Source organism: Aquitalea sp. USM4, assembly GCF_004328945.1.
Lineage (GTDB): Bacteria > Pseudomonadota > Gammaproteobacteria > Burkholderiales > Chromobacteriaceae > Aquitalea > Aquitalea pelogenes.
Window position 1 is genome coordinate 92376 of sequence record NZ_CP029539.1, and the last position, 25669, is coordinate 118044.

Consider the following 25669-nt stretch of genomic DNA (forward strand, 5'->3'; position numbering starts at 1 on the left):
ATTCCTGCAAGACAGATCAACTGGCCAACGCAAGAAGCCTGCCAGCCGTTCAGGCCAGCCGCAGCAGGACAACGCCCGACAACATCACCAGCGCGGCCAGCAGGCGCAGTCGCCCGGTGTGTTCGCCCAGCACCAGCCGCGCCAGCAACAAGCCGAACAGGATGGAGGTTTCCCGCAATGCCGCCACCACGGCAAGCGGTGCCTGGGTCATGGCCCACAAGGCCAGGCCATAGGAGCTGATGGTGCCCAGCCCGCCCAGCAGGCCACGCCACCAGTCGCGCCGCAAGGCCGCAGCCAGTGCTGCCGGTTGCCGCAGCGCAGCCCACAACGGCAAGGGCAAGCCGCACAGCAGGAAAATCCACAAGGTATAACTGGCCGGTGCTGCGGACAGCCGCACGCCCACGCCATCCACCAGGGTGTAGCCGGCAATCACCAGGGCATTGAGCAAGGCCAGCCCTACCCCATTACGCCGCCCACGCGGCACCGAACAGGCCATGCCCAGCAAACCGGCGCACAGTACGCCGATACCGGCCAAGGCCATGCCGCTGAGCTGTTCACCCAGCAGCGCGACATTGCACAGCGCCACCAGCAAGGGCGCAGTACCGCGCATCACCGGGTATACCAGCCCCAGCTCAGCCTGGCCGTAGCTGCGGGCGATCAGCCACAAATACAGCAACTGCAACAAGACCGAAGCGGCAATACACGGCCAGCTGGCCACGGCGGGTGTCGGCAGGAATGGCAGGGCGCACAAGGCCAGCAGGCTGGCAAAGCCCGCCACCAGCACGGTGCCGAACCAGGCCGAGGTTGCGGCCTTGATCAGGGTATTCCAGCTGGCATGCAGGCAGGCGGCCAGCATCAGCAGGGCGAAAACACTGCCGCTCATGCTGGCCTCCGTCTGCGGGCTGCATTTTTCATGCGCTTGTTCCGTCCGGGTCTGGCGGCAGATAGCGGGCCAGCAGATTCAGGAAGGCTGCCGCCGCAGGGGTGGGGCTGTCGTGACTGGCCAGATACACCCGGCGCCGCGGGCCGTCGCGCACCGGCCGCGCCACCAGACCGGCATGTTCGCCAGCCCCCAGCGCGGGCACCATGGCCACGGCACCCAATGAGTGCACCAGGCTGATCAGCATGTCGGCATGGTTCACCTCGAACGCCACCCGCCTGCGGATGCCCTGCACAGCAAAAGCCATGTCGGTTTGCAGGCGCGGCCCGCTGCCTGCCGGCCAGTCCACCAGGGTGCAAGCAGCCAGCTGCTGCAAATCCAGCTGTGGCAAGGCGGCCAGCGGGTGGTCCGGACGCAGCAAGGCCAGCAAGGGCTCCTCCCACAGCAAACGGGCATCCAGCCCCAGCACCGGCTCCCCCGGCCACACGCCAAGAAAGGCGACGTCGATCTGCTGCACGCGCAGTTCTTCCATCATCACATCGCTCATGCGCATGGCCAGCTGCACATCCACCTGCGGATGACGGCGGTGGTACTCCGCCAGCAAGGCGGGCAAATCCAGCCGGCCAAGCGTGGAGATACTGCCAATGCGCAGGCTGCCACGGATTTCACCGGTAGCGGCCGCCATTTCGTCTTCCAGCCTTTGCGCCGCTTCCCGCACCTGACGCGCATGCTTGACGAAAGTCTGCCCGGCAGGAGTGAGCGTGACCTGGCGCGAGGTCCGTTCGAACAGCCGGGCACCGAACTCCTGTTCCAGCCGGGCAATCTGGTGGCTCAGCGCCGATTGCACGGTATGACAGCGCTCGGCGGCACGGGTGAAGTTTTCCTCTTCGGCCACCGCCAGCACGTAATCAATCTGGCGCAAGTTCATTCAATCCATCTCGTTTCACGATGAAAAACATGAAAACAATACATTGGAGTCATTCTTTAGGCCAGTAGATACTGCCCCGGCATGCATTAATTGCCGCTGACAAAACAGCGTAGTGTCCCTGGGGCAAAGCCTGCCGACGCCGACAGTACAAGGGTACGGCAAGGAGGCGCAACGCAGCAGCAGGGGTTTTGTTAGCGGCTCTGACAACACCCTGCGCAGTCACACCGAAAGCCAACACATGCAAACCACCCACACCCTCCCCCACCCCGGCCATGAACATGGCGGGCTCAGCCCGCTGCTGATGTGGCTGATGACGGTAGCCACCGGTCTTGCCGTGGCCGGTAATTATTACGCCCAGCCCTTGCTGCCGGAAATCAGCCGGGAACTGGGCATCCGTGCTGCCAGTGCCGGTAGCATCATCACCACGGCGCAGCTGGGCTATGCGCTGGGCTTGCTGCTGATTGTGCCGCTGGGCGACATGCTGGAGCGGCGACGGCTGATTCTCGTGATGATGTTGCTGGCCAGTTGCGGCCTGTTGATCAGCGCCACGGCAGGCAGCATCAGCCAGCTGTTGCTGGGCACGGCAATAGCCGGCGTGTGTTCGGTGGTGGCGCAAATCCTGCTGCCGCTGGGTGCCAGCCTGGCCAGCGAAGCCGAGCGTGGCCGGGTGGTGGGTACCATCATGAGTGGCCTGCTGACCGGCATTTTGCTGGCCCGCACCGTGGCAGGCAGCCTGGCCGACCTGGGCGGCTGGCACACCGTGTACTGGTGCGGCACCGGCGGCATGCTGCTGATGACGCTGGTGCTGTCCCGTCAGTTGCCGCACACGCCTGCCACACCGGGCTTGCGCTATGGACAGCTGCTGCAGTCGGTACTGCGCCTGTTTGCGGAAGAACCCAGCCTGCGCCTGCGCGGCCTGCTGGGTGCCATGTCCTTTGCCACCTTCAGCGTAATGTGGACTTCGGTCGCCTTCTTGCTGTCTGCGCCGCCATTCGGCTTTTCCAACAGCACCATCGGTCTGTTCGGCCTGGCCGGGGCCGCCGGGGCCTTGTCGGCCAATATCGTGGGACGGCTGAGTGACCAGGGCCGTGGCGCGCTGGCTTCACGGCTCAGCCTGGGCCTGATGTTGCTGGCCTGGCTGCCGCTGGCGCTGGCACCGCATTCGATTACCGCCCTGCTGCTGGGCATCCTGCTGCTGGACCTGGGGGTGGCGGGCTGCCATGTCAGCAATCAGGGGGCGATTTACCGCATCCGGCCAGAAGCCCGTAACCGGCTGACCTCAGCCTACATGACCAGCTATTTCATCGGCGGGGCTGTCGGTTCGCTGGCCTCAGCCTGGGCCTATGGTCACTGGGGCTGGATGGGTGTGGTGCTGGCCGGGGCAGCGTGCAGCCTCACCGGCATCTGCGCCTGGGCACTGTCCGGCCCCCGCCATCATGGCCTGACTGGCTGAGGGGACAGTACCTGGCAGTCATGGTCCTGCACATCCCCCTCGGAGGAAGCAAAGTTGCCGGCCAGCACATCCGCCTTGCTGGCCAGTAGCCAGAAACCCGGCCCGTCGGCGAGGCGGGTAGCAATCACCGCCAGCGTGTAGCTGCCCATCTGCCCGCTGGCACCGGCCACCTCATCGGCCAGCAAACGGAATGGCTGCACGCCATCCAGTGTTTCACCCGGCACTGCACGCGCCAGATAGGCATGGCCGTTGATGCCGTCCGCCAGCGGCTGCCACTGCAGTCCGATGCCTGCCTGCTGCAAACGGGCGGGTAACTCTGGCCGGACGCAGGAAACATGAATGTGCAGCTGGTTCTGGCTGCGGCCCCATTGCGAGTTCACCGTCAACGCCACCGCCTCGCGCGGCAGCACACTGCCATGCAGCCGCTCCATCCACTGCCTTGCCTGCCAGGCGGCAGCCCAGTAGTCCGGTGCATCCGCCTGCAATAGCAGCGGGCTTTCAATACCGGTGACCCGCGCGGTGGGAATCAGCAGATATTGCAAAACGCCGTGGATGTCCTTGAGGATGGCATGCCCTTGCGGCTCACCCTGCGTCATGTCCAGCGCGGCACACGGGGCCGGGTCCTGCGTCTGCTGCCAATGCGGCACGCATTGCTGATGCACGATATTCCACAAGGCATCGGCATTGGCGGCATGCACCGCCCACGACACCAGCAAGCCAAGCAGCGCCAGCACGACACTGCCGCGGAAGATTTTCACCGTCATGGAATGATGCTTTCGCCAAAGGAAAAACCGCATGATCAATCAGGCAGCTGACAAACCGTCGCTCAGCGCGGCGGCAGCAGGCTGGGCAAGGGCCAACGCTTGACCGTCCACTGCGCATACAAGCCCAGCAAGCCTGCCAGACCCAGCGATACCACGAAATAACCGGCAGGCCCGACGGATGCCATCACCGCCGAACACAGCAAGGGCCCCAGCGTGCCACCCAGCGCATACACCATCAGCAAGGACGCGCTGATTTCCACCCGGTGGCGTGGCGGCATGGCATCGTTGGCAATACCGCTGAGCGTGCCGTAGAAGGTAAAGGCAATCGCCACGTACACCATCACCAGTGGCAGCATCCAGCCCGAGCCGGTCAGCAGGATCAACACCAGCGACAACACCGCCACCACCAGTGCCGAGTAGGCCAGCAACTGGGCACGGTCGCTGCTGTCCGCCCATTTGCCCATCGGCCATTGCAACAGCGGTGCGGCCAGCAAGGCCATGCCCATGAAACCGGCGATATCAGCCGCCGACCTGCCCAGCTGGCTGAGCATGGCGGGCATCATGGTATAAAAGGCACTGTTGAAACAGCCAGCCAACAGCGCACCCACCAGACTGAGCGGTGCACGCCGCCCCAGCAGACGCAAGGTACGCAGCGCCCGTGCCAGCACATTGCCGGCAGCCGGTGCCGACAAGGCCTGCGGCCGTTGCCCGGTAAGCGTGACCGGAATGATGGCCAGCGAAAACAGCATGGCCACAATGATGAAGGCCCAGCCAGGCTGGCTGAACGGCAGCTTGAGCAGCCACTGCCCGGCACTGGCGCCCAGATAGCTGATGATCAGGTACAGGGAAAACAGCTGGCCACGCTGGCTGTTGCTCACACAGCCGTTCAGCCAGCTTTCCACCACCATGTAGATGCCCACCATGGCCAGGCCATTCCCCAGCCGGGCCAGCAGCCATAGCCAGGGGGAAGTAAACAGGGCCTGACACAGGGTCAGCACGCAGATCATGGCGGTAAGCGCGGCAAAGGCGCGGTGATGGCCATACTGGCGGATCATGCCGCTGCAAAAGAAACCGCCAATGAAAAAACCGGCATAGTAGGCCGACTGCACCATGCCCGCCACGGCCACCGGCACGCCATTGGCCAGCAGGCTGAGCGAGGTTTCGGTATTGCCCAGCGCATTGCCCACCACCAGCAAGGCATAGGCCAGCAACAGGCTGGCCACCGCCCGCAGCATGCTGCGCCAGCTACGCTCCACCACCATCACGCCTTCCATTGCCATGCCACCCCTTGCCACGCCATTTCAAAACAATGTCATTATCCATGACAAACCCAGCCCTGACTTGCCATCAATCGACAGCTACGCTGCTTTGTTCAGCATTCCGCACGCATGCCGCTGCAAACAGAAAACCGCCCACAGTTAAAGTGGGCGGTCTGCCATGTGCCGCACTGCGGCAAGCAATCACGCTGCGCCTGGCTGTCGTGCCGTTTTCCGACAGCACACTGCACATCAGCAGCAGGTCGGGTGAGCATAGCATCCGGTATGCCAGGCTGCACCCGCTGGGAACCCCAAGGCAAGGCGAAATGCAAAATCAGGCCAGCCGTTGGCTCAGCCTATGCGCGCGGCCAGCTGGCGCGCCGCCTGGATCAGGGGGCTGGAATAACTGCGGCTTGCCTGTTCGCTCAGTTCATTGCTGGCAACGCAAATGCTGATGGCGGCAATCGGCTCATGGCTCAGGTTCACCACTGGAGCAGCCAGACAGCTGACGCCACTTTCGATTTCATCATGCGTCACGGCATAACCCAGGCGCTGGGCACGCTCCAGCTGGGTGCGCAGCTCCGGTGGTGCAAGCAGGTATTCGCCATCCAGATACGCTTGCAGATAATCCTTGCTGCGCAGGCTGAGAATGGCCTTGCCAGCAGCGGCACGGTGCAAGGGCAAGGTCTGGCCGATATAAGCGTGAAAACGATGGCCGAGTGCGGACTCCAGCTTGGCCACCACGACCACGGTATTACCCACCGGAATGCTCAGCAGCACCGTTTTGTGTACTTCGTTCTTGAGGATTTCGGCAATCGGGTGGAAATAGGGAATGATGCTTTGCCGGCCATAAATGGAGGAGGCCATCTGGAAAATCCTGGAGCCGATGGCGTAGGACTTCTTGCGCCCCGGGTCCATCACCACCAGCTGGGCCTGTAACAGGCTGCCCAGAATACGGTAACAGCTGGCGACAGGAATACCGGTTTGCGCACTGATCTCGGCCTGGGTCAGCGGATAGGAGGCATTCACCAGCAACTGCAAAATGGCAATGGAGCCGTCGACAGCGGGGGCGGTTGGTCGCGCGGGCAAGATGCGTTCCTGTGACAAAGCCCTGCGCTGTCGGCGGTGACGGCCTGCGCAGGGCCTGGTTGATAACAATGCGGATGCCAAGCGGCTCAGTGCCAGTCCTGCAAAATCATCTCGGCCGCCTTTTCCGCCACCATCATCACCGGTGCATTGGTATTGCCGGAGGTGATATTGGGGAAGATGGAGGCATCCACCACCCGCAGCCCGGCAACTCCATGCACTTGCAGCCGGTGGGAGACAACAGCACTGGCCGGATCCGGCCCCATCGCACAGCTGCCGCACAGATGATAGATGGAACCGGACTCCTCGCGGAAGAAGCGCAGCATGCTGTCGTCGTCGTCCACCCTGCCTGCCGGAGAAACCTCCTCCACCGTAATGCGGCGCAAAGCCTCCGCCTGCATCAGGCGACGGATGAAACGGCTGCCCTGCACGGCTTCGCGCCGGTCCTTGTCGGTAGACAGGTAATTGGGACGGATGCTGGCAGGCCGCGCCGGGTCGGCACTGCTGATGACAACCGAACCCCGGCTGCTGGGGCGGCAGGGATTGAAGCACACCAGAAAGCCCGAGTAAGGTTCCGGCTTGAGTGCCGCCCTGGCATCCTTGGGAATGCTGTAGGACAGCGGATTGAAATACAGTTGCAGATTCGGCCGCTCCTCCTCTTCACTGCCACGGAAAAAGCCCCCGGCCTGATTCACACTCAGCGCCAATGGCCCCTTGCGGGTAAGGCCATAGCGCAGCGCCGCCATCCCCTGCCCCCACAGGCTGCCCAATTCATCATTCAGCGTCTTGCAATTGGCGCGGTAGTAAAAGGACACGCACAGATGGTCTTGCAGATTCTGCCCCACCGCCGGCAGGTGCCGGCGCAGTGGAATGCCCAGTTCTTGCAGCAAGACGGCATCGCCAATGCCCGACAATTGCAGCAGCTTGGGTGAGTCCACCGCACCGGACGCGACAATCACTTCCTTGCTGGCAAAAAAGCGGCGTGCCACCCCGTTTTGTCTGACCGTAACGCCGTTGGCACGCCCGGCAGTGTCAAACAGGATGGCTTCGGCCTGACAGTGGGTTTCGACCGTGAGATTGGCCCGCCCCATGGCCGGGTGCAGATAGGCCAGCGCACTGGATGCACGCTCGCCATGCCGGATATTTGCCTCGTAAATGCCCGCCCCTTCAAACCGGGCGGCGTTGAAATCGTCATTCAGCGGCAAACCCAGCTGCTGGCAGGCTTCCAGATAGTTCTGGCAGATGGGGTGCGCCTGCTCCCGCATCGGCGTAATGCCGATCAGCCCCTTGTTGCTGCGCCATGCGGTTTCGCCAGCCGGGTGGTTTTCCAGCTTCCTGAAGTACGGCAGCACATCGCGAAAGCCCCAGCCCGGATTGCCTGCGGCTTCCCAGTCGTCGAAATCTGCCGGCTGCCCGCGCACATAAATCATGGCATTGATGGCACCGGAACCACCCAGCACCTTGCCGCGAGGTGCATACAGCTTGCGCCCGGCAAGGTTTGCCTCCGGCTCGGTGTAATACATCCAGTTGGTTTGCGGGTTGTAGTAGTTCTTGACGTAGCCCACCGGCAGACGGAACCAGAAGGAATCATCCTTGCCACCGGCTTCCAGCAACAATACGCGATGCTGGCCGGACTCGCTCAGGCGGCTGGCCAGGATGCATCCGGCAGAACCCGCCCCCACGATGATGAAGTCGAATTGTTGGCTCATAGGCTTTTATCCGTGTTCCAGCGGTTTTTCCAGGCGTCGGATGACTGCGTCCGCACATCAAACGGCTTGGGGTCCATCAGCAGGTGCAAACGCTCTCCCACATAGGGCGAGTGCGCCTTGACCACGTCCATGTTCAGTTCCACGCCAAGGCCAGGCTCGGTTGGCGGAATGATGAAACCGTCTTCCCAGCGGATAGGCTGCTTGAGCACCTGGGAATGGAAACCATCCCAGGTCATGATGCTTTCCTGGATCAGGAAATTAGGCGTGGCGGTGGCCAGTTGAATGCTGGCCGCAGCACCCACCGGCCCGTTGTACAGATGCGGGGCAATCTGGGCGTAATGAGCTTCGGCCATGCCGGCAATTTTCTTGGCTTCCAGAATGCCGCCCACCCTTCCCAGATTCATCTGCAAGATGGAAGCCGCGCCCTTTTGCAAAAGCTCATGGAATTCATACTTGGTGGTCAGGCGCTCGCCGGTGGCAATCGGGATGCTGGTCTTGCGGGCCACTTGCGCCATGGCGTCGGCCTGACCGGGCGGCACCGGCTCCTCGAACCATAGCGGGTCGTATTTTTCCAGCCTCTTCGCCAGACGGATGGCGGAGGCCGGCGTCATCTGGCCATGGGTGCCGAACAGGAGATCGCACTTGCTGCCGACGGCCTCGCGAATCCTGCGGCAGAACAATTCGCACTGGTCCATCACCTCCAGTGACAGGTGGTGGCCGGAATACACGGTATAAGGCCCGGCTGGGTCAAACTTCAGTGCGGTAAAGCCTTGCTGCATGTACTGTGCGGCACACTCTGCTGCCAGGTCGGGGTCGTCGTAGTCGTACTGACCGTGGGCATTTTCGGGATAAAGATAGGTGTAGGAGCGCAGGCGCTCATTCACCTTGCCGCCAATCAGCTGGTAAACCGGCTGATTGGCCGCCTTGCCGATGATGTCCCAGCAGGCCATTTCCAGACCGCTGGTGATGCCCATCATGGTCAGGTCCGGGCGCTGGGTGAAACCGCTGGAATAACACTCGCGAAAGAAGCGCTCCACCTGATGCGGGTCATGATTGAACAGATAGCGCTCGAAGACGTCGTTGATGGCAGGCACCATCACCGTGGGATGGAAGGTGGCGGCATAGACCTCTCCCACGCCTTCAATGCCACAGTCGGTTTTCAGCGTGACAAAAATCCAGTACATACCGCCAACATGCGGCGGAGGAACTGCCACGACATGTGTTTCCATGGAGATGATTTTCATCACACAGACTCCCGTTGTTTATTCAGTTGTTTGAAATAAAACACCGCAATCGTGCCCAGCAGGCCGCAGCAGGCGATATAGGCGAAATAGAAGCGGGTGCCATCGATACCGGGGTAATGCGCGGCAAACGCGGTATTGATCATGGGCAGGAAAATGTCCGGCAAATAGCCGATGACCGAAATCAGGCCAATGGCCAGTCCGGTTACGGATAACGGCACCCGGCAGGCATCCAGCAAGGACCAGTACAAGCCGCGGATGGCATAGGTGAGCACGCCGATCAGCAGCACCAGCGCCAGCAGGAAATACATTCCGCCACTGCCAGGGAAAAAGATCAGGCCACACAGGCTGAGCGAGGCAAACAGCATGCACAGCCCCAGAACGCCCTCCTTGGAAAAACGGTCGCCCAGAAAACCGCCGCCAATCCCGCCGATGGGACGCATCCACAATTTGGTGACGGTAATGAAACCGGCCGCCACCGCGCTCATGCCATAGCCCTGCTGCAAGTAGGCCGAAAAGGAATAGGTGGCCCAGAACAGCTGATAACCACAGAAAATGATGACAGCCAGCAGCCAGACTTGCGGGATGCCCAGCAACAGCCGCAAATCAGCCAGCACATTGCTCTGGCGCGCAGCCCCGCTGTCGCGCTCCGCCACGCCCTTGTCCAGAAACAGCAGAATCAGCACGGCAATGGCCAGACAGGTAAAGGAATACAGATAAATCACCTGCCGCAATGCCAGCTTTGCCTCGTCGCCCTGCTGGACATGAAAGGCAAAGATGGCCAGCGCAATGGAGGCCAGCACCGCCTCGACCAGGCCACGGCCGCCATCCAGAATGCCAAAGAAACGCCCTTGCTCATTGGCGGCGGCCAGCATCTTCACCCCCTTGAGCAGTGCCGCCCAGAAGGTCAGCCCGGCAGCCAGCCCCCAGCCGACAAAGATGATTTCCAAAGCCTGATAGGCCGGAAAGGTGGCAAACCACAGCCCCAGACCACCCACAACAGACAAGGAAAAGGAAATCAGCAAGCGCGGCGGGAAGCGGTCTGCCAGCCAGCCGCTGGGCAAGTAGCTGACGGCGTACACCACGCCGAGCATGGAATAAAACACGCCCAGATCGCTGCTGCTGATGTGGAAGCTTTGCAGGATGGTGGTTTCAAAATTCTGCCGCAGGTACAGCAGCGGATAGATGGCACCAGCGGCCAGCAGCAGCAGGCCGAACTGGAAAAAGCGCAAACGATTGCGGGCATGCAGCGGCGACGCTGCAACCATGGTGTCAGCATGTTTCATCTTGATGGTGTCTCCTGCTGCACCGCAGGATTTGTGGCTGGCCTTATGCGTTGGCCATCCTGTCGTGTGCAGACTTGTTGTGATTCCGGATGAATGACCGGGAGGAAGATCAGTATTTCAGGACGACCAGCCGCGTCTGGGTGAACTCCAGCATGCCGTGCTTGCCATCGTCGCCCCCCAGACCGGAGCGTTTCCAGCCGGCGTGATAGCCCTGATAGGGGTCGGCCGGGGTGCGGTTGACATACAGCTCGCCCGCTTCGATGTGGTTGGCAAAACGCATGGCGGTGCGGTAGTTTTCGGTGAACAGCACCGAGGCCAGGCCAAACTGGTGGTCATTGGCCAGCTGCAAGGCCTCTTCTGCCGTGCTGTATTTCAGGACACACAGCACAGGACCGAAAATTTCTTCCTGTACGATTTCCATGTCCTGACGGCAGCCGGTGAGCAAGGTAGGCGGGTAAAAAAAGCCAGGGCCTTGCGGTATGAAACCGCCGGTTTCCAGCACCGCGCCATCATCGACAGCCCGCTCGACCATCTGGTGGATATTGAGCCGGGTGGTCGCATTCACCAGCGGACCCATGTAGTTGGGATGCCGGGCCCGATTGCCGTACTGGCGTGCCGCAAAGCGCTCCTTGAGCAAGCGCACAAAATCGTCGTACACGCTTTCCTGCACATACACCCGCTCCACCGAGGTACACAGCTGGCCGCAGTGGCTGAGGGCGGATGCCACGATGTCATTGGCTGCCTGCACCAGCCTGGCATCCGGCTCGATGATGGCCGGGGTCTTGCCACCCAATTCCAGCGATGACCTGGCAATATTCACCTGGGAATATTCCAGCACCTTGCGGCCGGCCCCGACGCTGCCAGTGAGGGTGATCATGCCCACACGCGGATGCGTGCACACCGCTTCGGCCACCACATGGCTCATGGTCAGGATATTCACTACCCCGGCAGGCAGGCCGGCATCCAGCACCGCCTGGGCAATTTCAAAGGCTGAACAAGGCGTGTTGTTGCTGGGCCGCACCACCACGGTATTGCCGGTGATCAGTGCTGGCGCAATCTTGCGCAGCAAGGTGTAGACAGGGAAGTTGAACGGAATGAGGCAGACCACCACGCCAATGGCCTCGCGCATCAGCAGCAGGTTTTCCTGCGGGTTGTCGCTGGGGATGACCTCCCCTTCGATACGTCTGGCCCATTCGGCGTGAAAGCGGGTGATTTCAGCCGCATAGCCAGCTTCGGCCATGGCATCACTCAGGCTCTTGCCAGACTCATCCGCCAGTGCGGCACCAATCTGCGGTGAACGCGCCTGTAGTGCCTCTGCCAGTTTGTGCAAATACTGTGCACGCTCACAGGCAGGCAAGGCTGCCCAGCCTTTTTGTGCAGCTGTTGCTGCCTCGACTGCCGACAGCGCTTCGGCAGTGGTGGCAGCGGACACCTGCGCACAAGGCTGGCCGGTGGCAGGGTCCGCCACGATGAAACCGACATCGCTCTCGGGCTGGACAAAGCGGTTGTTGATGAAATTCTGATAGCACTGCATGGGGCCAAACTCCTTGACTAGAGTATTGGCTCCATCAAACCAGTCACCTATCCCGCGGTCAAAATAATTCCATGGATGAACATTTAATTTCACCCATGAAATTTACTGCCTTGCAGGACAGTCAGACCGTCAGAAAAAACCTGCATTTACAGCAGCTTCATTCACTCCTGGCGACGCCGCCAGGCAGCCAGCTCGCTCAGTCGCAAGCCACGCGGAAAAGGCCGGTGCTTGCCATGGGCAATACGCTGTGAGCGGTAAATGCCGCTATGGCCTGAAAAATAATAACTGGCCACGCAGGCCAGCGCGGCGTAGATACCCACCTCACTGCCAAACAGCTCCATCGCCATGATGGTGGAAGCCAATGGCGTGTTGGCCGCCCCGGCAAATACCGCGACAAAGCCCAGCCCGGCCAGCAGGGAGAACGGCAGATGCAATAGCGGCGACAGGGCATTGCCCAGCGTGGCGCCGATGAAAAACAGCGGCGTCACTTCCCCGCCCTTGAAGCCGCTGGCCAGTGACAGTACGGTCAGCCCCAGCTTGGCGGCAAAGTCATAGGCAGGCAGCGGCTGGGTGAAGGCATCCACAATGGTGGGAATACCCAGCCCGATAAAGCGCTCGGCACCGCTGGGCCAGACAATGGCCACCAGCAACACACCACCCAGCAAGGGCCGCAAGGGCGCATAGGACACATGGCGCTTGATCAGTGCCGACAAGGCATGGGTGCTGTTGGCAAACAGCTTGCCAACCAGGCCAAACAGCGCCCCGGCCACCAGCGTGGCCAGCAAGGTCCAGGCACTGAGCACGGGAAACTGGCTGATGGCGTAATGGGTGTGCTGCACACCCCAGGCCAGCCCCACCTGATCGGCCACGATGGCCGCCAGCAGACTGGGAAACAGCGCGTCATAGCGCATGCGGCCAATGGCCAGCACCTCCAGCGCAAACACCGCCCCGGCCAGCGGAGTACCGAATACCGAGGCAAACCCGGCAGCAATCCCGCACATCAGCAGGATGCGCCGGTCGGCATTGCCCAGTCGCAGCAAATGGGTGACCTGATCGGCCAGCGCCCCGCCCATTTGCACGGCGGTGCCTTCGCGCCCGACCGATGCGCCAAACAGGTGGGACATCACCGTGCCCCACAGCACCAGCGGCACCATGCGCAAGGGCACGATGCGGGTGGGGTCGTGGATTTCATCGATCAGCAGATTATTGCCGGCTTCCACCTGACGGCCATAGCGCAGGTAGACCCAGCCCACGGCAAAACCGGCCAGCGGCAGCACAAACAACAACCAGGGCTGGCTTACGCGCAAGGACGTGGCCCACACCAGGCTGTGCAGAAAGAAGGCAGAAGCAGAACCGGCCAACAGGGCAACCAGGCAGGCCAGTAACAGCAGCTTGCTCATGCGCGGCAGCATGGCAAGGGTTTCGGAACGGGAAATGGCAGACATGGAATTCTTCTGAATGAGGACTCGAAATCACCCCCAATGCCGGAACATACTGACGCACCTGCAGCTCCCGGCACGGGATACCTGCAGGCATCATCAGCCCGGACGGGCGGTTCGCTGCCGCTACTTCCGGGCAGGAAGCAGCCAACAGGCGGGAGGAATGCCATCTCCCGAAGAAAAGTCATGCTAGCGGCAAAGCCGGCCGGCGACAAGCAAAAAGCCGGGCGGCCCCAAAGGGACAGCCCGGCCAGACCAGCAGCAGAACAGGTATTAAACCGGCAGATCCGCCTCAGGACAGACTGTCGCCCGACTCATTACGTGTCTTGTACAGCGAATACAGCACGCCACCGGCCAGCAGGCCCAGTGTCACCACCAGCGACACGCCAGTCGGGATATGGAACTGCACCAGCTGGATATCGTTGAGATACACCAGCCCCACTTTCACCCCGATGAACACCAGCACCACGGCCAGCGAGTACTTGAGGTATTCAAAGCGGTGCACCATGGCCGACAGGGCAAAGTACAGCGCGCGCAGGCCGAGGATGGCAAAGATGTTGGAGGTGTACACCAGGAAAGGGTCCTGGGTGATGGCAAAGATGGCCGGAATGCTGTCCACCGCAAAGACCAGATCGGCACTTTCCACCAGCAGCAGCGTCAGCAGCAAGGGGGTCGCCCACCAGCCGCGGCTCAGCCCGTGCTGCTCGCCACGCACCAGAAAATGATGGCCATGCAAGGTGGGTGTCAGGCGCAGGTGACGGCGCAGCCACTGATACAGCTTGTTGTCATCCAGCGAAGGATGGCTTTCCTCCTGGCTGAACAGCATCTTGACCCCGGTCAGCAACAGGAACAGGCCGAACAGCACCAGCACCCACTTGAATTCGGCCACCAGTACCGCCCCCAGGCCTATCATCAGCGCACGCAACACGATGACGCCCAGAATGCCCCAGAACAACACCCGGTGCTGATACAGGCGCGGCACCGCCATGCCGCTGAAAATCAGCGACATCACGAAGATGTTGTCCATCGACAGCGATTTTTCCACCAGATAACCGGTGAGGTACTGCATGCCGGCATCGCCACCGCGATACCACCACACCCAGCCACCAAACGCCAGCCCGATGGCAATGTAAAAGGCCGACAGCTTCAGGCTTTCACGCACCCCGATTTCGTGGTCGTCCTTGTTGAGCACGCCCAGGTCAAATACCAGCAAGGCCGCAACGATGCCCATGAACATCAGCCACATCCACAAGGGCGTACCGGCAAACAGCAGATTCAGCCATTCCATTGTTTTCATCTTTCCTTTTGGTTCACTGCCATGACGGCAGGTGACCGGATAAAACGCAGATGAGCAGGCCGAGCCTGCTCATCGTTCACTCCTGAAACCGCCCGGATGAATCAGCGCGCAGCCTGCAAGGCAGCAATGCGCGACTCCAGCGACGGGTGGCTGGACATCAGCCCCATCAGGCCGGCGCCACCGGAAATACCGGACGCAGCCATGTTCTGCGGCAGTTCACCAGCATGCACACCACCCAGACGGTGCAGCGCGGCAATCATCGGTTGCGGGCTGCCCAGCAGCTTGGCCGCACCGGCATCGGCACGGTATTCACGCTGACGCGAGAAGTACATCACGATGAAAGAGGCCAGGATGCCGAACACGATTTCACACACGATGACCGTAATGAAGTAGCCGATACCGGTACCGCTGGACGACTCCTCGTCATTGCGGCGCAGGAAGTTGTCCACCACATAGCCCACCACACGGGCCAGGAAGAAGACAAAAGTATTCACCACGCCCTGGATCAGGGTCAGCGTCACCATGTCGCCATTCTGGATGTGGGCAATTTCATGGGCCAATACGGCTTCCACTTCCTGCTCGGTCATGGAGGCCAGCAAGCCGGTGGACACCGCCACCAGCGAATTGGACTTGCTGGCGCCGGTGGCAAAGGCATTCGGCTCGCCCTCATACACGGCGACTTCCGGCATCGGCAGGCCGGCACGGTCGGCCAGCTTGCGTACGGTAAACAGCAGCCAGCGCTCGGTTTCGTTAGCCGGTTGCTCAATCACACGGGCACCGGTGCTCCACTTGGCCATGGTCTTGGACATCCACAGCGAAATGAAGGCACCGCCAAAGCCCATCAGGGCGGCAAAGGCCAGCAGGCTGCCCATGTTCAGGCCGCCGGCGGTGATGAAGCGGTTGATACCCAGTAACTGGGCGGCGATGCTCAGCACCAGCATCACCGCAATATTGGTGGCGATCAGCAGAATCACGCGTTTCATGATCTATCCCCTCGGTGGTGGTTGGTTGATGGCCCGTATCCCTTACGTGGCCACGACATTCAGATGCTGCATGATAGATGTTTCTTCGCCACGAAAAAATCAAATAAAATAGTAATGTTATTACGATTTTTTCGAATCATCATGCTCAGCAATCTCAACTACAAGCATTTGCATTATTTCTGGGCCGTGGCGCGCGCCGGCAGTGTGACTGCCGCCGCCCAGCAACTGGGCATGAGCGCCCAGACGGTAAGCGGCCAGATTTCCCGGCTGGAGCAGCAAATCGGCCGCGCCCTGTTCAAGCAGCAAGGACGAGGCCTGGTGTTGACCGAGGCAGGGCGCATGGCGCTGACCTATGCCGACCGCATCTTCCAGCTGGGTGAGGAGTTGCAGGAGCTGCTGGCTGACGAACAACTGGACAACACCCTGCGCCTGAGCAGCGGAGTCAGCGATGTGCTCCCCAAAAGCATTGCCTATCGCCTGCTCCAACCGGCACTGGCCTTGCCGCAGCGCTTGCGGCTGCAATGTACCGAAGGTGCGTTCGATCAATTGCTGCATGAGCTGGCCAGCCATAGCCTGGATCTGGTACTGGCCGACCGCCCTGCCCCGGCAGCCGGACAGCAAGCCATGCAATCGCATTTGCTGGCACGCTGCCCGGTAATGATCTACGCCACGCCAGAGCTGGCCGCGCGCTACCAGGCGGATTTCCCGCACAGCCTGCAGCGCGCGCCCTTGCTGCTCCCCAGCCGTGACAATGTGCTGCGGGCGCAACTGGAGCATTGGCTGGACGAGCTGGGCATACGGCCGGAAATCGTGGGGGAATTCAAGGATGGCGCGTTGTTGCAAACCTTTGGCGAACAAGGCGCGGGCCTGTTTCCTGCCCCGGCATTTTCTGCTGATGACATTACCGGAAACGGCAAGCTGGGCCTGTTGGGGCAAGTCAGTGGAGTGGAAGAACACTATTACGCCATTACCAACCGCCGTAAATTGCAGCACATGGCGGTTCAGGCCATTATTCAGCAAACTCTTGCTGCAGAACGCTGAACGGAAAAATGACACTCGAGATCCAGACTAATCCATTCTGGATTGAACTGAATTAACATAAGAATAGTCTGATATTTCCTTTGCCAGCCCTTGCCCAGCCAGGCCATGTCTCCGGCAAGTTCCCACTGCAGCGGAAACTGCTGCAACACGGCCTGATGCCACACTGCCCGGCCCGCGGGCTGGCACCAACAACGGAGCGCTGTTCACCTTGCCACATACCACGCTAGACACCTTGTTTTTCGACCTGCAGCAGGGAAACATCACCCCGGGTGCGGCACTGGCCGAGCTGGTGCGCCAGCTGCGCCCCTCCCATGCCGACAAGCATGAACAGGCGGTAATGAACATGCGTGCGCTCAGCTGGCTGCTGGAGCACAACGCCGACTACCGCCAGGCCTTGCGTAGCGCCTTGCTGGAATTACTGACTCAAACCCGCCAGATTCCGCTGTATACCGAGTCCGGCATCCTCGCCAATACCGGCTTTTTCTCCACCCTGTCCAAGCGGGTGGGTGAACGGCTGCTGCCCATGCCGGTACGGGAAGATTCGCTGCAAGACCGTTTTGGCCGCCTGTTTCGCTGGAAGCGGGACCATGTCTGGCTGGCCGGTATTCCGGACGACACCTGGCAGCAGCTTTGGCAAGCCATGGCCTGGCATGAAGAACAAGACCGCACCGGCTGGACCCAGACTCGCCTGCAAATGGTGGAGGCGGTGCAAATCCTCAGCGCGCGGGTCACGGCCATTGGCCTTGAGCCAGAACTGGTTCGGGTGTATCCGGACATCGAACGCTTCGAATCGCCCTTCCTGCACCTGAACGCCGCCGTGCTGAGCTATGCCGACAGCTATCGCCAGGCACTGGCCGATGGCACTGCGCTGGCGGAGGACGACAAGCACATTCTGGTATTGCTGGAGCAATGCGAGCTGATTCTGGGCAAGATCCGCAAGAATGCCTCGCGCAATGGCATCTCGGTCAATCTCACTTATCAGGCCCTGCGCCTGCTGCAAAGCCTGAACCGCCTGCGTGCCCTGCTGTGCCTGCTGGAACCGGATCACGACCCGGCGCGCAATCCTGCACTGTTCCACCTGCTACTGGACTTTGCCCGGGCGGAAAACCGCAAGTACAGCGTCAGCGATGTGTTCAAATCCAATACCGAACTGCTGGCCCTGCAGGTAACCGAACATGCCGGCCGCCATGGCGAGCACTATATTGCCGAAACACGGCGGGAATGGAGCAGCATGGCGCGCGCGGCCATGGGTGCCGGGCTGATTGTCGGCGTGATGGCGCTGATCAAGCTGCTGCTGGCCCAGGCTCACCTGCCCTTGCTGTGGGAAGGCCTGGCTTATGGCATGAACTACGCCATCGGCTTCATCATCGTGCAGCTGTTGCACTTCACCATTGCCACCAAGCAACCGGCCATGACGGCAGCACGTATTGCTGCGGCGCTGCATCAGCAGGAAAAGAGCGGCAGCCGCGTTGCACTGGATGATCTGGCCGATCTGGTCACCAAGGTCATGCGCACCCAGTTTGTCGCCATTCTGGGTAATGTGCTGCTGGCCATCCCCACTGCCGCACTGATTGCCTATGGCTGGCAGGCCTTGTTCGGTACACCGGTGGTGTCGACAGAAAAGGCAGCACACCTGCTGCACGATCTGGACCCGTGGCACAGCCTGGCCTTGCTGCATGCCGGCATTGCCGGGGTTTACCTGTTCCTGTCCGGGCTGATTGCCGGTTATTACGACAACAAGGCCATTTACCGGCGCATTCCGGAACGGCTGGCCAACCACCCGCTCTTGAACAGATTGCTGGGCAAGCACCGCGCCTGGAAGCTGGGGCATTATGTGGAACACAATCTGGGCGCACTGGCCGGCAACTTCTATTTCGGCCTGTTTCTGGGCCTGACCGGCACCATCGGCATCATGCTGGGTTTGCCGCTGGACATCCGGCACATTACCTTCTCGGCCGCCAACCTGGCTTTTGGCCTGGTGACGCTGGATTTCCAGTTGCCGCTGGCGCAGATGGCACTCTATGCCGGCGGTGTGGCGCTGATCGGTCTGACCAACCTGGCAGTCAGTTTCATTCTGGCCTTGTGGGTGGCGCTACGGTCGCGCAAGCTCTCCGGACATCAGGTGTTGCCCCTGCTGCCCTTGCTGTTCAAACGCTTTATCCGCCAGCCCTTGCAGTTTTTCATTCCGCCAGCCGGCAGTCCGGCCGAGCCGGATACGGAAGGCAGCAAGGAAGCCTGACGCCTTACCGCGACCGGCATGACAATTCCATAACAAGAAAAGGGGATTGGCGATATACGGAAGGAATGACGTCGGTTAAACTGGCCGGTCATTTCCTTTACCTTCCGTGCACTGATGAGCCTGCGCCGTATTTTTGACAGCATCATCACCCGTCTGGTGATCATGGTGGTTTGCCTGGTGAGCCTGGGTACGGTGGTGCGCTATTTTGCGCTGGGCAGTTTTTTGCGCCAGGACCTCAGTACCGTGGTGCAGGAACAGCAACAGACGCTGGCCAGCTATGTCGCGCGTGATATCGATGAAAAAATCACCCAGCGCGAGGCGCTGCTGGATCAACTGGCCGCAGACCTGCCACAGCAACTGCTGCAACAACCTGCCGCCCTGCAGGACTGGCTGCGTCAGCACTACCGCTACCAGAGCCTGTTTCCCGGCGGCCTGTTTGTCACCACCGCCCAAGGCCGGGTGATTGCAGATTACCCTACCGCACCAGGACGCCAGAACCACAGTTACACGGACCGCGACTATATCCACGCGGCCCAGCAAGGCAAACGCTACATCGGCAAGCCGGTGACCGGTTATGCCTTGCGCATTCCCATCCTGCCGATGGCCACTCCCTTGTTTGACCACAATATGCAGGTGACGGCCATCCTGGTCGGCATCACTCCGCTGTCCGCCCCCGGCTTTTTGGATGTGATGCAGAAATCCCGTATCGGCAATGGCAAGGGCGGATTCCTGCTGCTATCGCCACGCGACAAAATGTTTGTTGCCGATACCCAGAAGCAACTGACCATGACCCCCTTGTCCCCTGTCGGCGTCAACCCGCTGCAGGATACCGCCCTGAGCAGCTACCACAGTACGGAAATCACCACCAACATGCGGGGTGAGGAGGAAGTGTCCACGACAGTAACAGTCGCCAGTACCGGCTGGCTGGTAGTGGCGCATACGCCGGCCAGCGAAGCCTTTGCCACGGTCAGGCATGCGCAAGGCTTTGCCGTGCGCGGTGCCATCATTGCCACCGTGATGTTTGCCATGCTGGCCACCCTGTGCATGTATATCGTGCTGCGTCCGCTGTTTCAGGCAGCGGAAGATGCCGAGCGGATGACGCGCGGCGAAACCCCGCTGGTTCCCTTGTCGATCCGGCGCAATGATGAAGTCGGCCACCTGATTGCCGCCTTCAATCGCCTGCTGGGCAAATTGCACGAACAGCAAGGCCAGCTGGAGCGTATTGCCCACCACGACCCGCTGACCGGCCTGCCCAACCGCCGCCTGCTGGCAGACCGCCTTAAACTGGCTTTGGCGCAGTCGCGCCGCCACGGCACCCACCTGGCCCTGTTGTTCATGGACCTGGACGGTTTCAAGCAGATCAACGACAGCATGGGGCACGAGGCAGGTGACGAGGCCCTGCGCATGGTGACCGCCCGCCTGCAAGCCATCGTGCGCGAGACCGATACCCTGGCGCGTATTGGCGGCGACGAGTTTGTCCTGTTGATGTGCAATCTGGATGAGCACGCGGCAGAATCAGTTCGCACCGTGGCAGAGAAATGCATTCAGGCCATGCAGGAGCCATTGCACATCGGCACCCATGCCTACAAGGTAGGTATTTCCATCGGTCTTAGCCTGGCCGGGCCCGACAGCACGGCCGATTCACTGATGCAGGAAGCCGATCAGGCCATGTATCTGGCCAAGCATGCCGGCGGTGACTGCTACCGTTTCAATTAGCGCCAGCCTGCTGCCATCCGTGCTGCGCCTCCTGTAGCCCGTGCGGTTCCACCCTGCATGGCAGCTGCACCGGCTGGGCTGTCCAGCAACGACGCATTCATGCTGCATTGCACTGTTTACACCTGCAAAAGTACCGGGCCGGGACACTTTGTTTGACCATGATCAAGCCCGCTTCAGCCGCATGCAAAAACAGCATTTCATCACTGATTTTTTTGACTCAGACATGAAATTTCACTGTCCCTATTTTCAACAACAGTGAATAAGACCAAGCCGCGCTCCATATACTACAAATCAATCAATGCCGGGAATCAGCCTTTGGAACAGGCTCCTTCGGGGAGTCTGGACGCCATCAACCCGGCTTGTCGTGCAGGCAGTCTTGCCCGGCTGCTCACCCCCTGCCCGTGACGTTTGCTGTTGCTTCCATCCAATAACAGAAGGAGACGGTAATGTTGATCGGTGTACCCAAGGAAATCAAAAACCACGAGTACCGCGTGGGTCTCACCCCTGCTGGCGTGCGCGAACTGGTTGCCCATGGCCACAAGGTACTGGTGCAGACCCAGGCTGGCCTCGCCATCGGTTTTACGGACGAACAATACATACAGTCCGGTGCCTCCATTGCGTCCTCTGCCGAAGATGTCTTCGCCCGCGCCGAGATGGTGGTCAAGGTGAAAGAGCCTCAGCCGGTGGAATGCCGTCTGCTGCGTCCGGGACAAATCCTGTTCACCTACCTGCACCTGGCACCGGACCCGGAGCAGACCAAGCTGCTGACCGAATCCGGTGCGGTGGCCATTGCCTATGAAACCGTCACCGACGAACGCGGTGGCCTGCCGCTGCTGGCACCGATGTCGGAAGTAGCTGGCCGCATGGCCATTCAGGCGGGTGCCCATGCGCTGGAGAAAGCCCAGGGCGGCCGTGGTGTATTGCTGGGCGGCGTGCCCGGCGTAGCCCCGGCACGGGTGGTGGTGATTGGTGGTGGCGTGGTCGGCCTGAATGCGGCCCGCATGGCCGCCGGGCTGGGTGCCGATGTCACCATTCTGGACAAGTCCCTGCCGCGCCTGAAAGAAATCGACATGGTGTTTGGCGGTCGCATCAAGACTCTGGTATCCAATACCGCCAATATCGACGAATCCATCCGCGAGGCGGACATGGTAGTGGGTGCCGTGCTGATTCCGGGTGCTGCCGCGCCCAAGCTGGTAACCCGCGCCATGCTGGGCAATATGAAACCCGGTGCGGTACTGGTGGATGTGGCCATCGACCAGGGCGGTTGTTTTGAAACCAGCCGTGCAACGACACATCAGGACCCCATCTACGTGGTGGACGGCATCGTGCATTACTGCGTTGCCAACATGCCCGGCGGCGTGGCACGCACTTCCACCCAGGCCCTGAACAATGCCACCCTGCCCTTCACTCTGGAGCTGGCAGACAAGGGATGGCGTCAGGCCCTGCTGGATAATGCCCACCTGCGTAACGGCCTGAACGTCTGTCACGGCAAGATCACCTACAAGGCCGTGGCGGATGATCTGGGTTATTCCTTTGTCGACCCGGTTGAGGCCATCAAGGCAGCCTCCTGAGCGGAAACAGCAGTAAAAAACCGCTGCCCATGTAATGGGTCAGCGGTTTTTTTTCGTCCATCTGCCGGGTAATGGCCCGGTAGCAGGGGTATCCCTGTTACTCCCGGCGGATTACTCAGCCAGCAGCTTTTGCACCACATCGATATAGCCTTGTTTGGCTTCATCGCTGGCCATGCCCTTGAGCTTGTCCCAGGCATCGTATTTGGCGCGGTTGATGAAATCCATCATGCCAGGACGCTCACCGGATACATCCCCTTCGCTCGCTTGCTTGTACAGCGCATACAGTTGCAGCAGGGTCTGGTTGTCCGGACGTTCGGACAGCGAGGTAACGTCAGCCTGGGCCTGGGTGAACAGTGTATTCAGATCAGACATGTTTCTTCCTTCGTGGTCGGATAAAAAAGCGGTATGTTCCGCTGTACTGTAAGCGGCCCTTGCCACTGGGGCCGGACCTGCCCGGCAAGGCCGGGATGGCTGAATTTAGCATGAAACCGGCAAGCGTGCTTGCCACCGCTTGCCACGAACTGATGCGCCCTCATTGGGCAGCCGAAGCATCGCTGCCACCCTGCGGGCCGATGCGCACCAGCTTGAAACTTTTCACCGCCCTGCCGTCGCGCACTGCCGGATAGAACCTCGCCTGACGGAACACTTCAATCAATGGTTGTTCCACCCCTGCAGGCTGTGCAGACACCAGTTGCACGGCATCCACCGTACCCTGCTCGTTGATATAAATCCGCAAGGTGACATCCACATCGTCCATGCCCAGCCCGTAAGGAGCCAGCAACACAATGGGCACTTGTTCCAGCGCCACCACATCCACCTGCCGGGCGGCGTAGTAGACATCTACACCCCATTGCTGGGCATCCGCATCCGTATCGCTCGTTGCCGCTGTGGCAGTCTGCACTGGCAGTGGCTGATCGGCAGCAACAGCCGGCTGACTGGCCTGCGGTGCGCTGGCAGGTGCTTGCTGTGCCGGCGTTTCAGCCGTCAAGGCCTGGGGAGCACTGGCTTGTTTAGGCAGGCGGTGCTGGCTGTGTCCGGTCATGATTTCCGGGCTGACTGGCGGTTTTTTCACCAACGGCAAGTGGGGTGGTGCGGGCTGTGCTGGCTTGGCTAGCGGTGTGGGCTGACCTTGTAAACGCACATGCAAGGGCTGTGGCTTGCCTTGCGGGCTGCCATCCGGCAGCAACCGCAACAGCAAGGGGCCGTGCAACAGCAAGGACAGGCTGAGCGCCAGCATCAGCCTGTCTGCATCACCAAGCGCAGACCAGTGCCAGGACCCCGGCAGCCAGCGCAGCCCGAAAGGCAGCTTCATGATGCAAAAGGAATGCTGGCAGGACGTTTACTTGGCATCCAGCAGCTTTTCGATGTCTTCCTTGGCAATGGCTCCCGGCACCAGACGGCCATTGGCAAACAGCAAGCCCGGCGTGCCGGTGATGCCCAGCTCGTCACCCAGCGCTTCCACCTTGTCCAGTGCGCTGGTATCGCACTTGTCGCTGCCGGTAAGCTCCTGGCCATCGCGCATGAAGGCAGTCCAGGTTTTCAGCCTGTCCTTGGAACACCAGATCTGACGGGCCTTGCGCGGTGCATCCGGATGCAGCTGGGCCAGCGGGTATAGGAAGGTGTAAATGGTGACATTGTTGATGCCCGGCAGGCTTTCACGTTCCAGCTGCTTGCAGTACGGGCAGTCCGGGTCGGTAAACACCGCCAGCTTGCGTGCGCCGTTGCCACGGACTTCCTTGATGGCGTACTGCAGTGGCAGTTTGTTGAAATCCACGTGATTGAGCTCGGCCATTTTCTTTTCAGTCAGGCTGGCCTTGGCATCGGCGTCAATCAGGTCGCCAACGAACAGGTATTTGGCCGAAGCATCGGTGTAGACAATCTGCTTGCCCTTCACCACCACTTCAAAAATGCCTTTTACCGGCGTTTCGCTGACGCTGAGCACCTGACGATTGGGGAAGCGGGTAGTGAAGGCTTTCTGTACCTGCTCGGTGCCAGTGGAGGTGGCATTGGCATTGCAGGCCGTCATGGTGAGCAACAGGGTGCCAGCCAGCGCCAGCGCTTTTACAGTGGTGTTCATTCAATATCCTCGGGTTCAGAAGCCAATGGCATGACGGGCGAACTGACGCTTGAGCGGGGTCAGCCGGTTAGTCAGGCTCAGGCCGGTATTGCGCAGCCAGGACAGGCCGGGCACATGTTGGGTATGGAACAGCCGGTACAGGCCGTCACAGGTGAACTGCATGGTTTTTACCGCTTCGCGCCGCTCGCGCTCGTAACGACGCAACAGCATCCAGTCGCCAGCATCACCCGGTGATTGCAGCAAGGCGGCCAGTTTCGCCGCATCCTGGAAGCCCAGGTTAACGCCCTGCCCGGCCAGCGGGTGCACGGTATGGGCGGCGTCGCCTACCAGCGCCAACCGCTGGCTGACCACAGCCGCAGGCTGGATCAAGCGCAACGGGAACGCTGCCGCCGGGCCAAGCAGGCCCAGATGCCCCAGTTGGTGATTGCCGGCTGCCGCCACGCGGGCACACAGTTGCTCGGGGGACAAAGCCATCAGTTCATCAGGCTTGGCAGTAGACCACACCATGGAAATGCGATTCCCTGCCATGGGCAGCCAGGCCAGAATGCTGTCGCCAGTGAACCACTGGCGGGCAATGTTGCCATGCGGCTTTTCGCAGCTGAAATTGGCCACCACTCCGCTTTGGCCATAAGGCTTGATGCTGGCGGCCAGATCGGTCTGGCTGCGCACCCAGGAATTGGCCCCGTCGGCCCCTACCACCAGGCTGGCTTGCAGTACCCGGCCATCGTCCAGCGTCAGGCTGGCCGTGCTGGCGGTGGTGGAGAGTGAGGCAGGTCGCACACCAGTCAGACAGCTGACCGGGCTGGCAGTCAGGCGCTGCCACAGGCTGGCCAGCAACCAGCGGTTTTCCACAATCCAGGCCAGGGCGCTGGCACCGGCATCGCTGGCGGCAAACTGGATGCGGCCACCGGCATCGCCAGAGACATCCATGCTGGCGATGGTGCCGACGCGGGACATGTCGGGCCAGGCTTGCAGTTGTTCCAGAAAACGGCGGTTAAGCGGGCTGACCGCGTAAATGCGGGCATCCCAGCCCTGCTCCAGATCGTCAAAGCGTGCATCTGAGCCTTCCAGCAAGGCAATCTTGCGTCCGCTATCAGCCAGCGCCAGTGCCAGGCTGGCACCTACCAGGCCACCACCAACGATGATGACGTCGTACTGTGTCATGTATT

21 protein-coding genes and 1 riboswitch are annotated in these 25669 nt (G+C 60.9%); of the genes, 5 read left to right on the forward strand and 16 right to left on the reverse strand.

Annotated elements, in window-relative coordinates; all coding sequences use genetic code 11:
- Window positions 1-49: 49 nt before the first annotated feature.
- Together DKK66_RS00435 and DKK66_RS00440 are read right to left on the reverse strand one after the other, a co-directional pair.
- A complete protein-coding gene (locus tag DKK66_RS00435) occupies window positions 50-883 on the reverse strand; it encodes a DMT family transporter (protein WP_131354484.1) in 834 nt (277 codons plus the stop codon).
- A 28-nt stretch (window positions 884-911) separates the two neighbouring features.
- On the reverse strand, window positions 912-1808 hold the full coding sequence (locus DKK66_RS00440; protein ID WP_131354487.1) for a LysR family transcriptional regulator: 897 nt from the start codon (window positions 1806-1808) through the stop codon (window positions 912-914).
- Window positions 1809-2046: 238 nt separating this feature from the next.
- On the opposite strand from DKK66_RS00440, the gene DKK66_RS00445 reads away from it, so the two are divergent.
- On the forward strand, window positions 2047-3261 hold the full coding sequence (locus DKK66_RS00445) for an MFS transporter (protein WP_131354489.1): 1215 nt from the start codon (window positions 2047-2049) through the stop codon (window positions 3259-3261).
- Here DKK66_RS00445 and DKK66_RS00450 read toward each other — a convergent pair.
- The 10 genes from DKK66_RS00450 to htpX form a co-directional block, all read right to left on the reverse strand.
- The gene (locus tag DKK66_RS00450) at window positions 3243-4025 is read right to left on the reverse strand and encodes a CDP-diacylglycerol diphosphatase (protein WP_131354492.1); all 783 of its coding nucleotides are present in this window, start codon (window positions 4023-4025) and stop codon (window positions 3243-3245) included. The genes DKK66_RS00445 and DKK66_RS00450 overlap by 19 nt on opposite strands.
- A gap of 62 nt (window positions 4026-4087) precedes the next feature.
- On the reverse strand, window positions 4088-5305 hold the full coding sequence (locus DKK66_RS00455) for an MFS transporter (RefSeq protein ID WP_082696185.1): 1218 nt from the start codon (window positions 5303-5305) through the stop codon (window positions 4088-4090).
- Between the two features lie 327 nt (window positions 5306-5632).
- Window positions 5633-6370, reverse strand: a complete 738-nt coding sequence (locus DKK66_RS00460) for an IclR family transcriptional regulator (protein ID WP_207389832.1) — start codon at window positions 6368-6370, stop codon at window positions 5633-5635.
- An 86-nt stretch (window positions 6371-6456) separates the two neighbouring features.
- A complete protein-coding gene (locus tag DKK66_RS00465) occupies window positions 6457-8076 on the reverse strand; it encodes a GMC family oxidoreductase (RefSeq protein WP_131354498.1) in 1620 nt (539 codons plus the stop codon).
- Window positions 8073-9320, reverse strand: a complete 1248-nt coding sequence (locus tag DKK66_RS00470) for a mandelate racemase/muconate lactonizing enzyme family protein (RefSeq protein WP_131354501.1) — start codon at window positions 9318-9320, stop codon at window positions 8073-8075. The genes DKK66_RS00465 and DKK66_RS00470 overlap by 4 nt, the downstream gene beginning before the upstream one ends.
- On the reverse strand, window positions 9320-10603 hold the full coding sequence (locus DKK66_RS00475; RefSeq protein WP_131354504.1) for a nitrate/nitrite transporter: 1284 nt from the start codon (window positions 10601-10603) through the stop codon (window positions 9320-9322). Before DKK66_RS00475 ends, DKK66_RS00470 begins: the two co-directional genes overlap by 1 nt.
- Window positions 10604-10712: 109 nt before the next feature.
- Window positions 10713-12137 (reverse strand): aldehyde dehydrogenase, encoded by a 1425-nt coding sequence (gene aldA / locus DKK66_RS00480; RefSeq protein WP_131354507.1) that lies wholly within the window; start codon window positions 12135-12137, stop codon window positions 10713-10715.
- A gap of 161 nt (window positions 12138-12298) precedes the next feature.
- On the reverse strand, window positions 12299-13582 hold the full coding sequence (locus tag DKK66_RS00485; protein ID WP_131354510.1) for a voltage-gated chloride channel family protein: 1284 nt from the start codon (window positions 13580-13582) through the stop codon (window positions 12299-12301).
- 77 nt (window positions 13583-13659) lie between these two features.
- A riboswitch (Fluoride riboswitch) is annotated at window positions 13660-13759 on the reverse strand.
- Window positions 13760-13868: 109 nt separating this feature from the next.
- Complete coding sequence (locus DKK66_RS00490) at window positions 13869-14873, reverse strand: TerC family protein (RefSeq protein ID WP_242673534.1); 1005 nt, start codon at window positions 14871-14873, stop codon at window positions 13869-13871.
- Window positions 14874-14974: 101 nt separating this feature from the next.
- Complete coding sequence (htpX, locus tag DKK66_RS00495; RefSeq protein ID WP_062790904.1) at window positions 14975-15856, reverse strand: protease HtpX; 882 nt, start codon at window positions 15854-15856, stop codon at window positions 14975-14977.
- Between the two features lie 141 nt (window positions 15857-15997).
- Here htpX and nhaR point away from each other — a divergent pair, with 141 nt between their 5' ends.
- The 4 genes from nhaR (at window position 15998) to ald (ending at window position 22423) form a co-directional block, all read left to right on the forward strand.
- The gene (gene nhaR, locus DKK66_RS00500) at window positions 15998-16897 is read left to right on the forward strand and encodes a transcriptional activator NhaR (protein WP_131354515.1); all 900 of its coding nucleotides are present in this window, start codon (window positions 15998-16000) and stop codon (window positions 16895-16897) included.
- A 208-nt stretch (window positions 16898-17105) separates the two neighbouring features.
- Window positions 17106-19136 (forward strand): site-specific recombinase, encoded by a 2031-nt coding sequence (locus DKK66_RS00505; RefSeq protein ID WP_242673536.1) that lies wholly within the window; start codon window positions 17106-17108, stop codon window positions 19134-19136.
- Window positions 19137-19250: 114 nt separating this feature from the next.
- Window positions 19251-20852, forward strand: a complete 1602-nt coding sequence (locus DKK66_RS00510; RefSeq protein ID WP_131354518.1) for a GGDEF domain-containing protein — start codon at window positions 19251-19253, stop codon at window positions 20850-20852.
- Between the two features lie 446 nt (window positions 20853-21298).
- The gene (ald, locus tag DKK66_RS00515) at window positions 21299-22423 is read left to right on the forward strand and encodes an alanine dehydrogenase (protein WP_131354522.1); all 1125 of its coding nucleotides are present in this window, start codon (window positions 21299-21301) and stop codon (window positions 22421-22423) included.
- 111 nt (window positions 22424-22534) lie between these two features.
- Here ald and DKK66_RS00520 read toward each other — a convergent pair whose 3' ends face one another.
- The 4 genes from DKK66_RS00520 to DKK66_RS00535 all read right to left on the reverse strand — a co-directional run bounded on the left by DKK66_RS00520 (window position 22535) and on the right by DKK66_RS00535 (window position 25664).
- Window positions 22535-22795: an acyl-CoA-binding protein gene (locus DKK66_RS00520; protein ID WP_045848335.1), complete on the reverse strand. Its 261-nt coding sequence runs from the start codon at window positions 22793-22795 to the stop codon at window positions 22535-22537.
- 160 nt (window positions 22796-22955) lie between these two features.
- On the reverse strand, window positions 22956-23735 hold the full coding sequence (locus tag DKK66_RS00525; RefSeq protein WP_131354525.1) for an energy transducer TonB: 780 nt from the start codon (window positions 23733-23735) through the stop codon (window positions 22956-22958).
- A 27-nt stretch (window positions 23736-23762) separates the two neighbouring features.
- On the reverse strand, window positions 23763-24500 hold the full coding sequence (locus DKK66_RS00530) for a DsbC family protein (protein WP_131354528.1): 738 nt from the start codon (window positions 24498-24500) through the stop codon (window positions 23763-23765).
- A 15-nt stretch (window positions 24501-24515) separates the two neighbouring features.
- The gene (locus DKK66_RS00535; RefSeq protein WP_131354531.1) at window positions 24516-25664 is read right to left on the reverse strand and encodes a UbiH/UbiF family hydroxylase; all 1149 of its coding nucleotides are present in this window, start codon (window positions 25662-25664) and stop codon (window positions 24516-24518) included.
- Window positions 25665-25669 lie beyond the last annotated feature (5 nt).

Excerpts from the sequence above, each read along its gene's own strand:
- ald (WP_131354522.1), top strand. The coding sequence starts at position 21,299 with ATGTTGATCGGTGTACCCAAGGAAATCAAAAACCACGAGTACCGCGTG.
- DKK66_RS00465 (WP_131354498.1), bottom strand. The coding sequence starts at position 8,076 with ATGAGCCAACAATTCGACTTCATCATCGTGGGGGCGGGTTCTGCCGGA.
- DKK66_RS00530 (WP_131354528.1), bottom strand. The coding sequence starts at position 24,500 with ATGAACACCACTGTAAAAGCGCTGGCGCTGGCTGGCACCCTGTTGCTC.
- DKK66_RS00450 (WP_131354492.1), bottom strand. The coding sequence starts at position 4,025 with ATGACGGTGAAAATCTTCCGCGGCAGTGTCGTGCTGGCGCTGCTTGGC.
- htpX (WP_062790904.1), bottom strand. The coding sequence starts at position 15,856 with ATGAAACGCGTGATTCTGCTGATCGCCACCAATATTGCGGTGATGCTG.
- DKK66_RS00435 (WP_131354484.1), bottom strand. The coding sequence starts at position 883 with ATGAGCGGCAGTGTTTTCGCCCTGCTGATGCTGGCCGCCTGCCTGCAT.
- nhaR (WP_131354515.1), top strand. The coding sequence starts at position 15,998 with ATGCTCAGCAATCTCAACTACAAGCATTTGCATTATTTCTGGGCCGTG.
- DKK66_RS00535 (WP_131354531.1), bottom strand. The coding sequence starts at position 25,664 with ATGACACAGTACGACGTCATCATCGTTGGTGGTGGCCTGGTAGGTGCC.
- DKK66_RS00510 (WP_131354518.1), top strand. The coding sequence starts at position 19,251 with ATGAGCCTGCGCCGTATTTTTGACAGCATCATCACCCGTCTGGTGATC.
- DKK66_RS00475 (WP_131354504.1), bottom strand. The coding sequence starts at position 10,603 with ATGAAACATGCTGACACCATGGTTGCAGCGTCGCCGCTGCATGCCCGC.
- DKK66_RS00445 (WP_131354489.1), top strand. The coding sequence starts at position 2,047 with ATGCAAACCACCCACACCCTCCCCCACCCCGGCCATGAACATGGCGGG.
- DKK66_RS00440 (WP_131354487.1), bottom strand. The coding sequence starts at position 1,808 with ATGAACTTGCGCCAGATTGATTACGTGCTGGCGGTGGCCGAAGAGGAA.
- DKK66_RS00490 (WP_242673534.1), bottom strand. The coding sequence starts at position 14,873 with ATGAAAACAATGGAATGGCTGAATCTGCTGTTTGCCGGTACGCCCTTG.
- DKK66_RS00525 (WP_131354525.1), bottom strand. The coding sequence starts at position 23,735 with ATGAAGCTGCCTTTCGGGCTGCGCTGGCTGCCGGGGTCCTGGCACTGG.
- DKK66_RS00520 (WP_045848335.1), bottom strand. The coding sequence starts at position 22,795 with ATGTCTGATCTGAATACACTGTTCACCCAGGCCCAGGCTGACGTTACC.
- DKK66_RS00455 (WP_082696185.1), bottom strand. The coding sequence starts at position 5,305 with ATGGCAATGGAAGGCGTGATGGTGGTGGAGCGTAGCTGGCGCAGCATG.
- DKK66_RS00485 (WP_131354510.1), bottom strand. The coding sequence starts at position 13,582 with ATGTCTGCCATTTCCCGTTCCGAAACCCTTGCCATGCTGCCGCGCATG.
- DKK66_RS00470 (WP_131354501.1), bottom strand. The coding sequence starts at position 9,320 with ATGAAAATCATCTCCATGGAAACACATGTCGTGGCAGTTCCTCCGCCG.
- aldA (WP_131354507.1), bottom strand. The coding sequence starts at position 12,137 with ATGCAGTGCTATCAGAATTTCATCAACAACCGCTTTGTCCAGCCCGAG.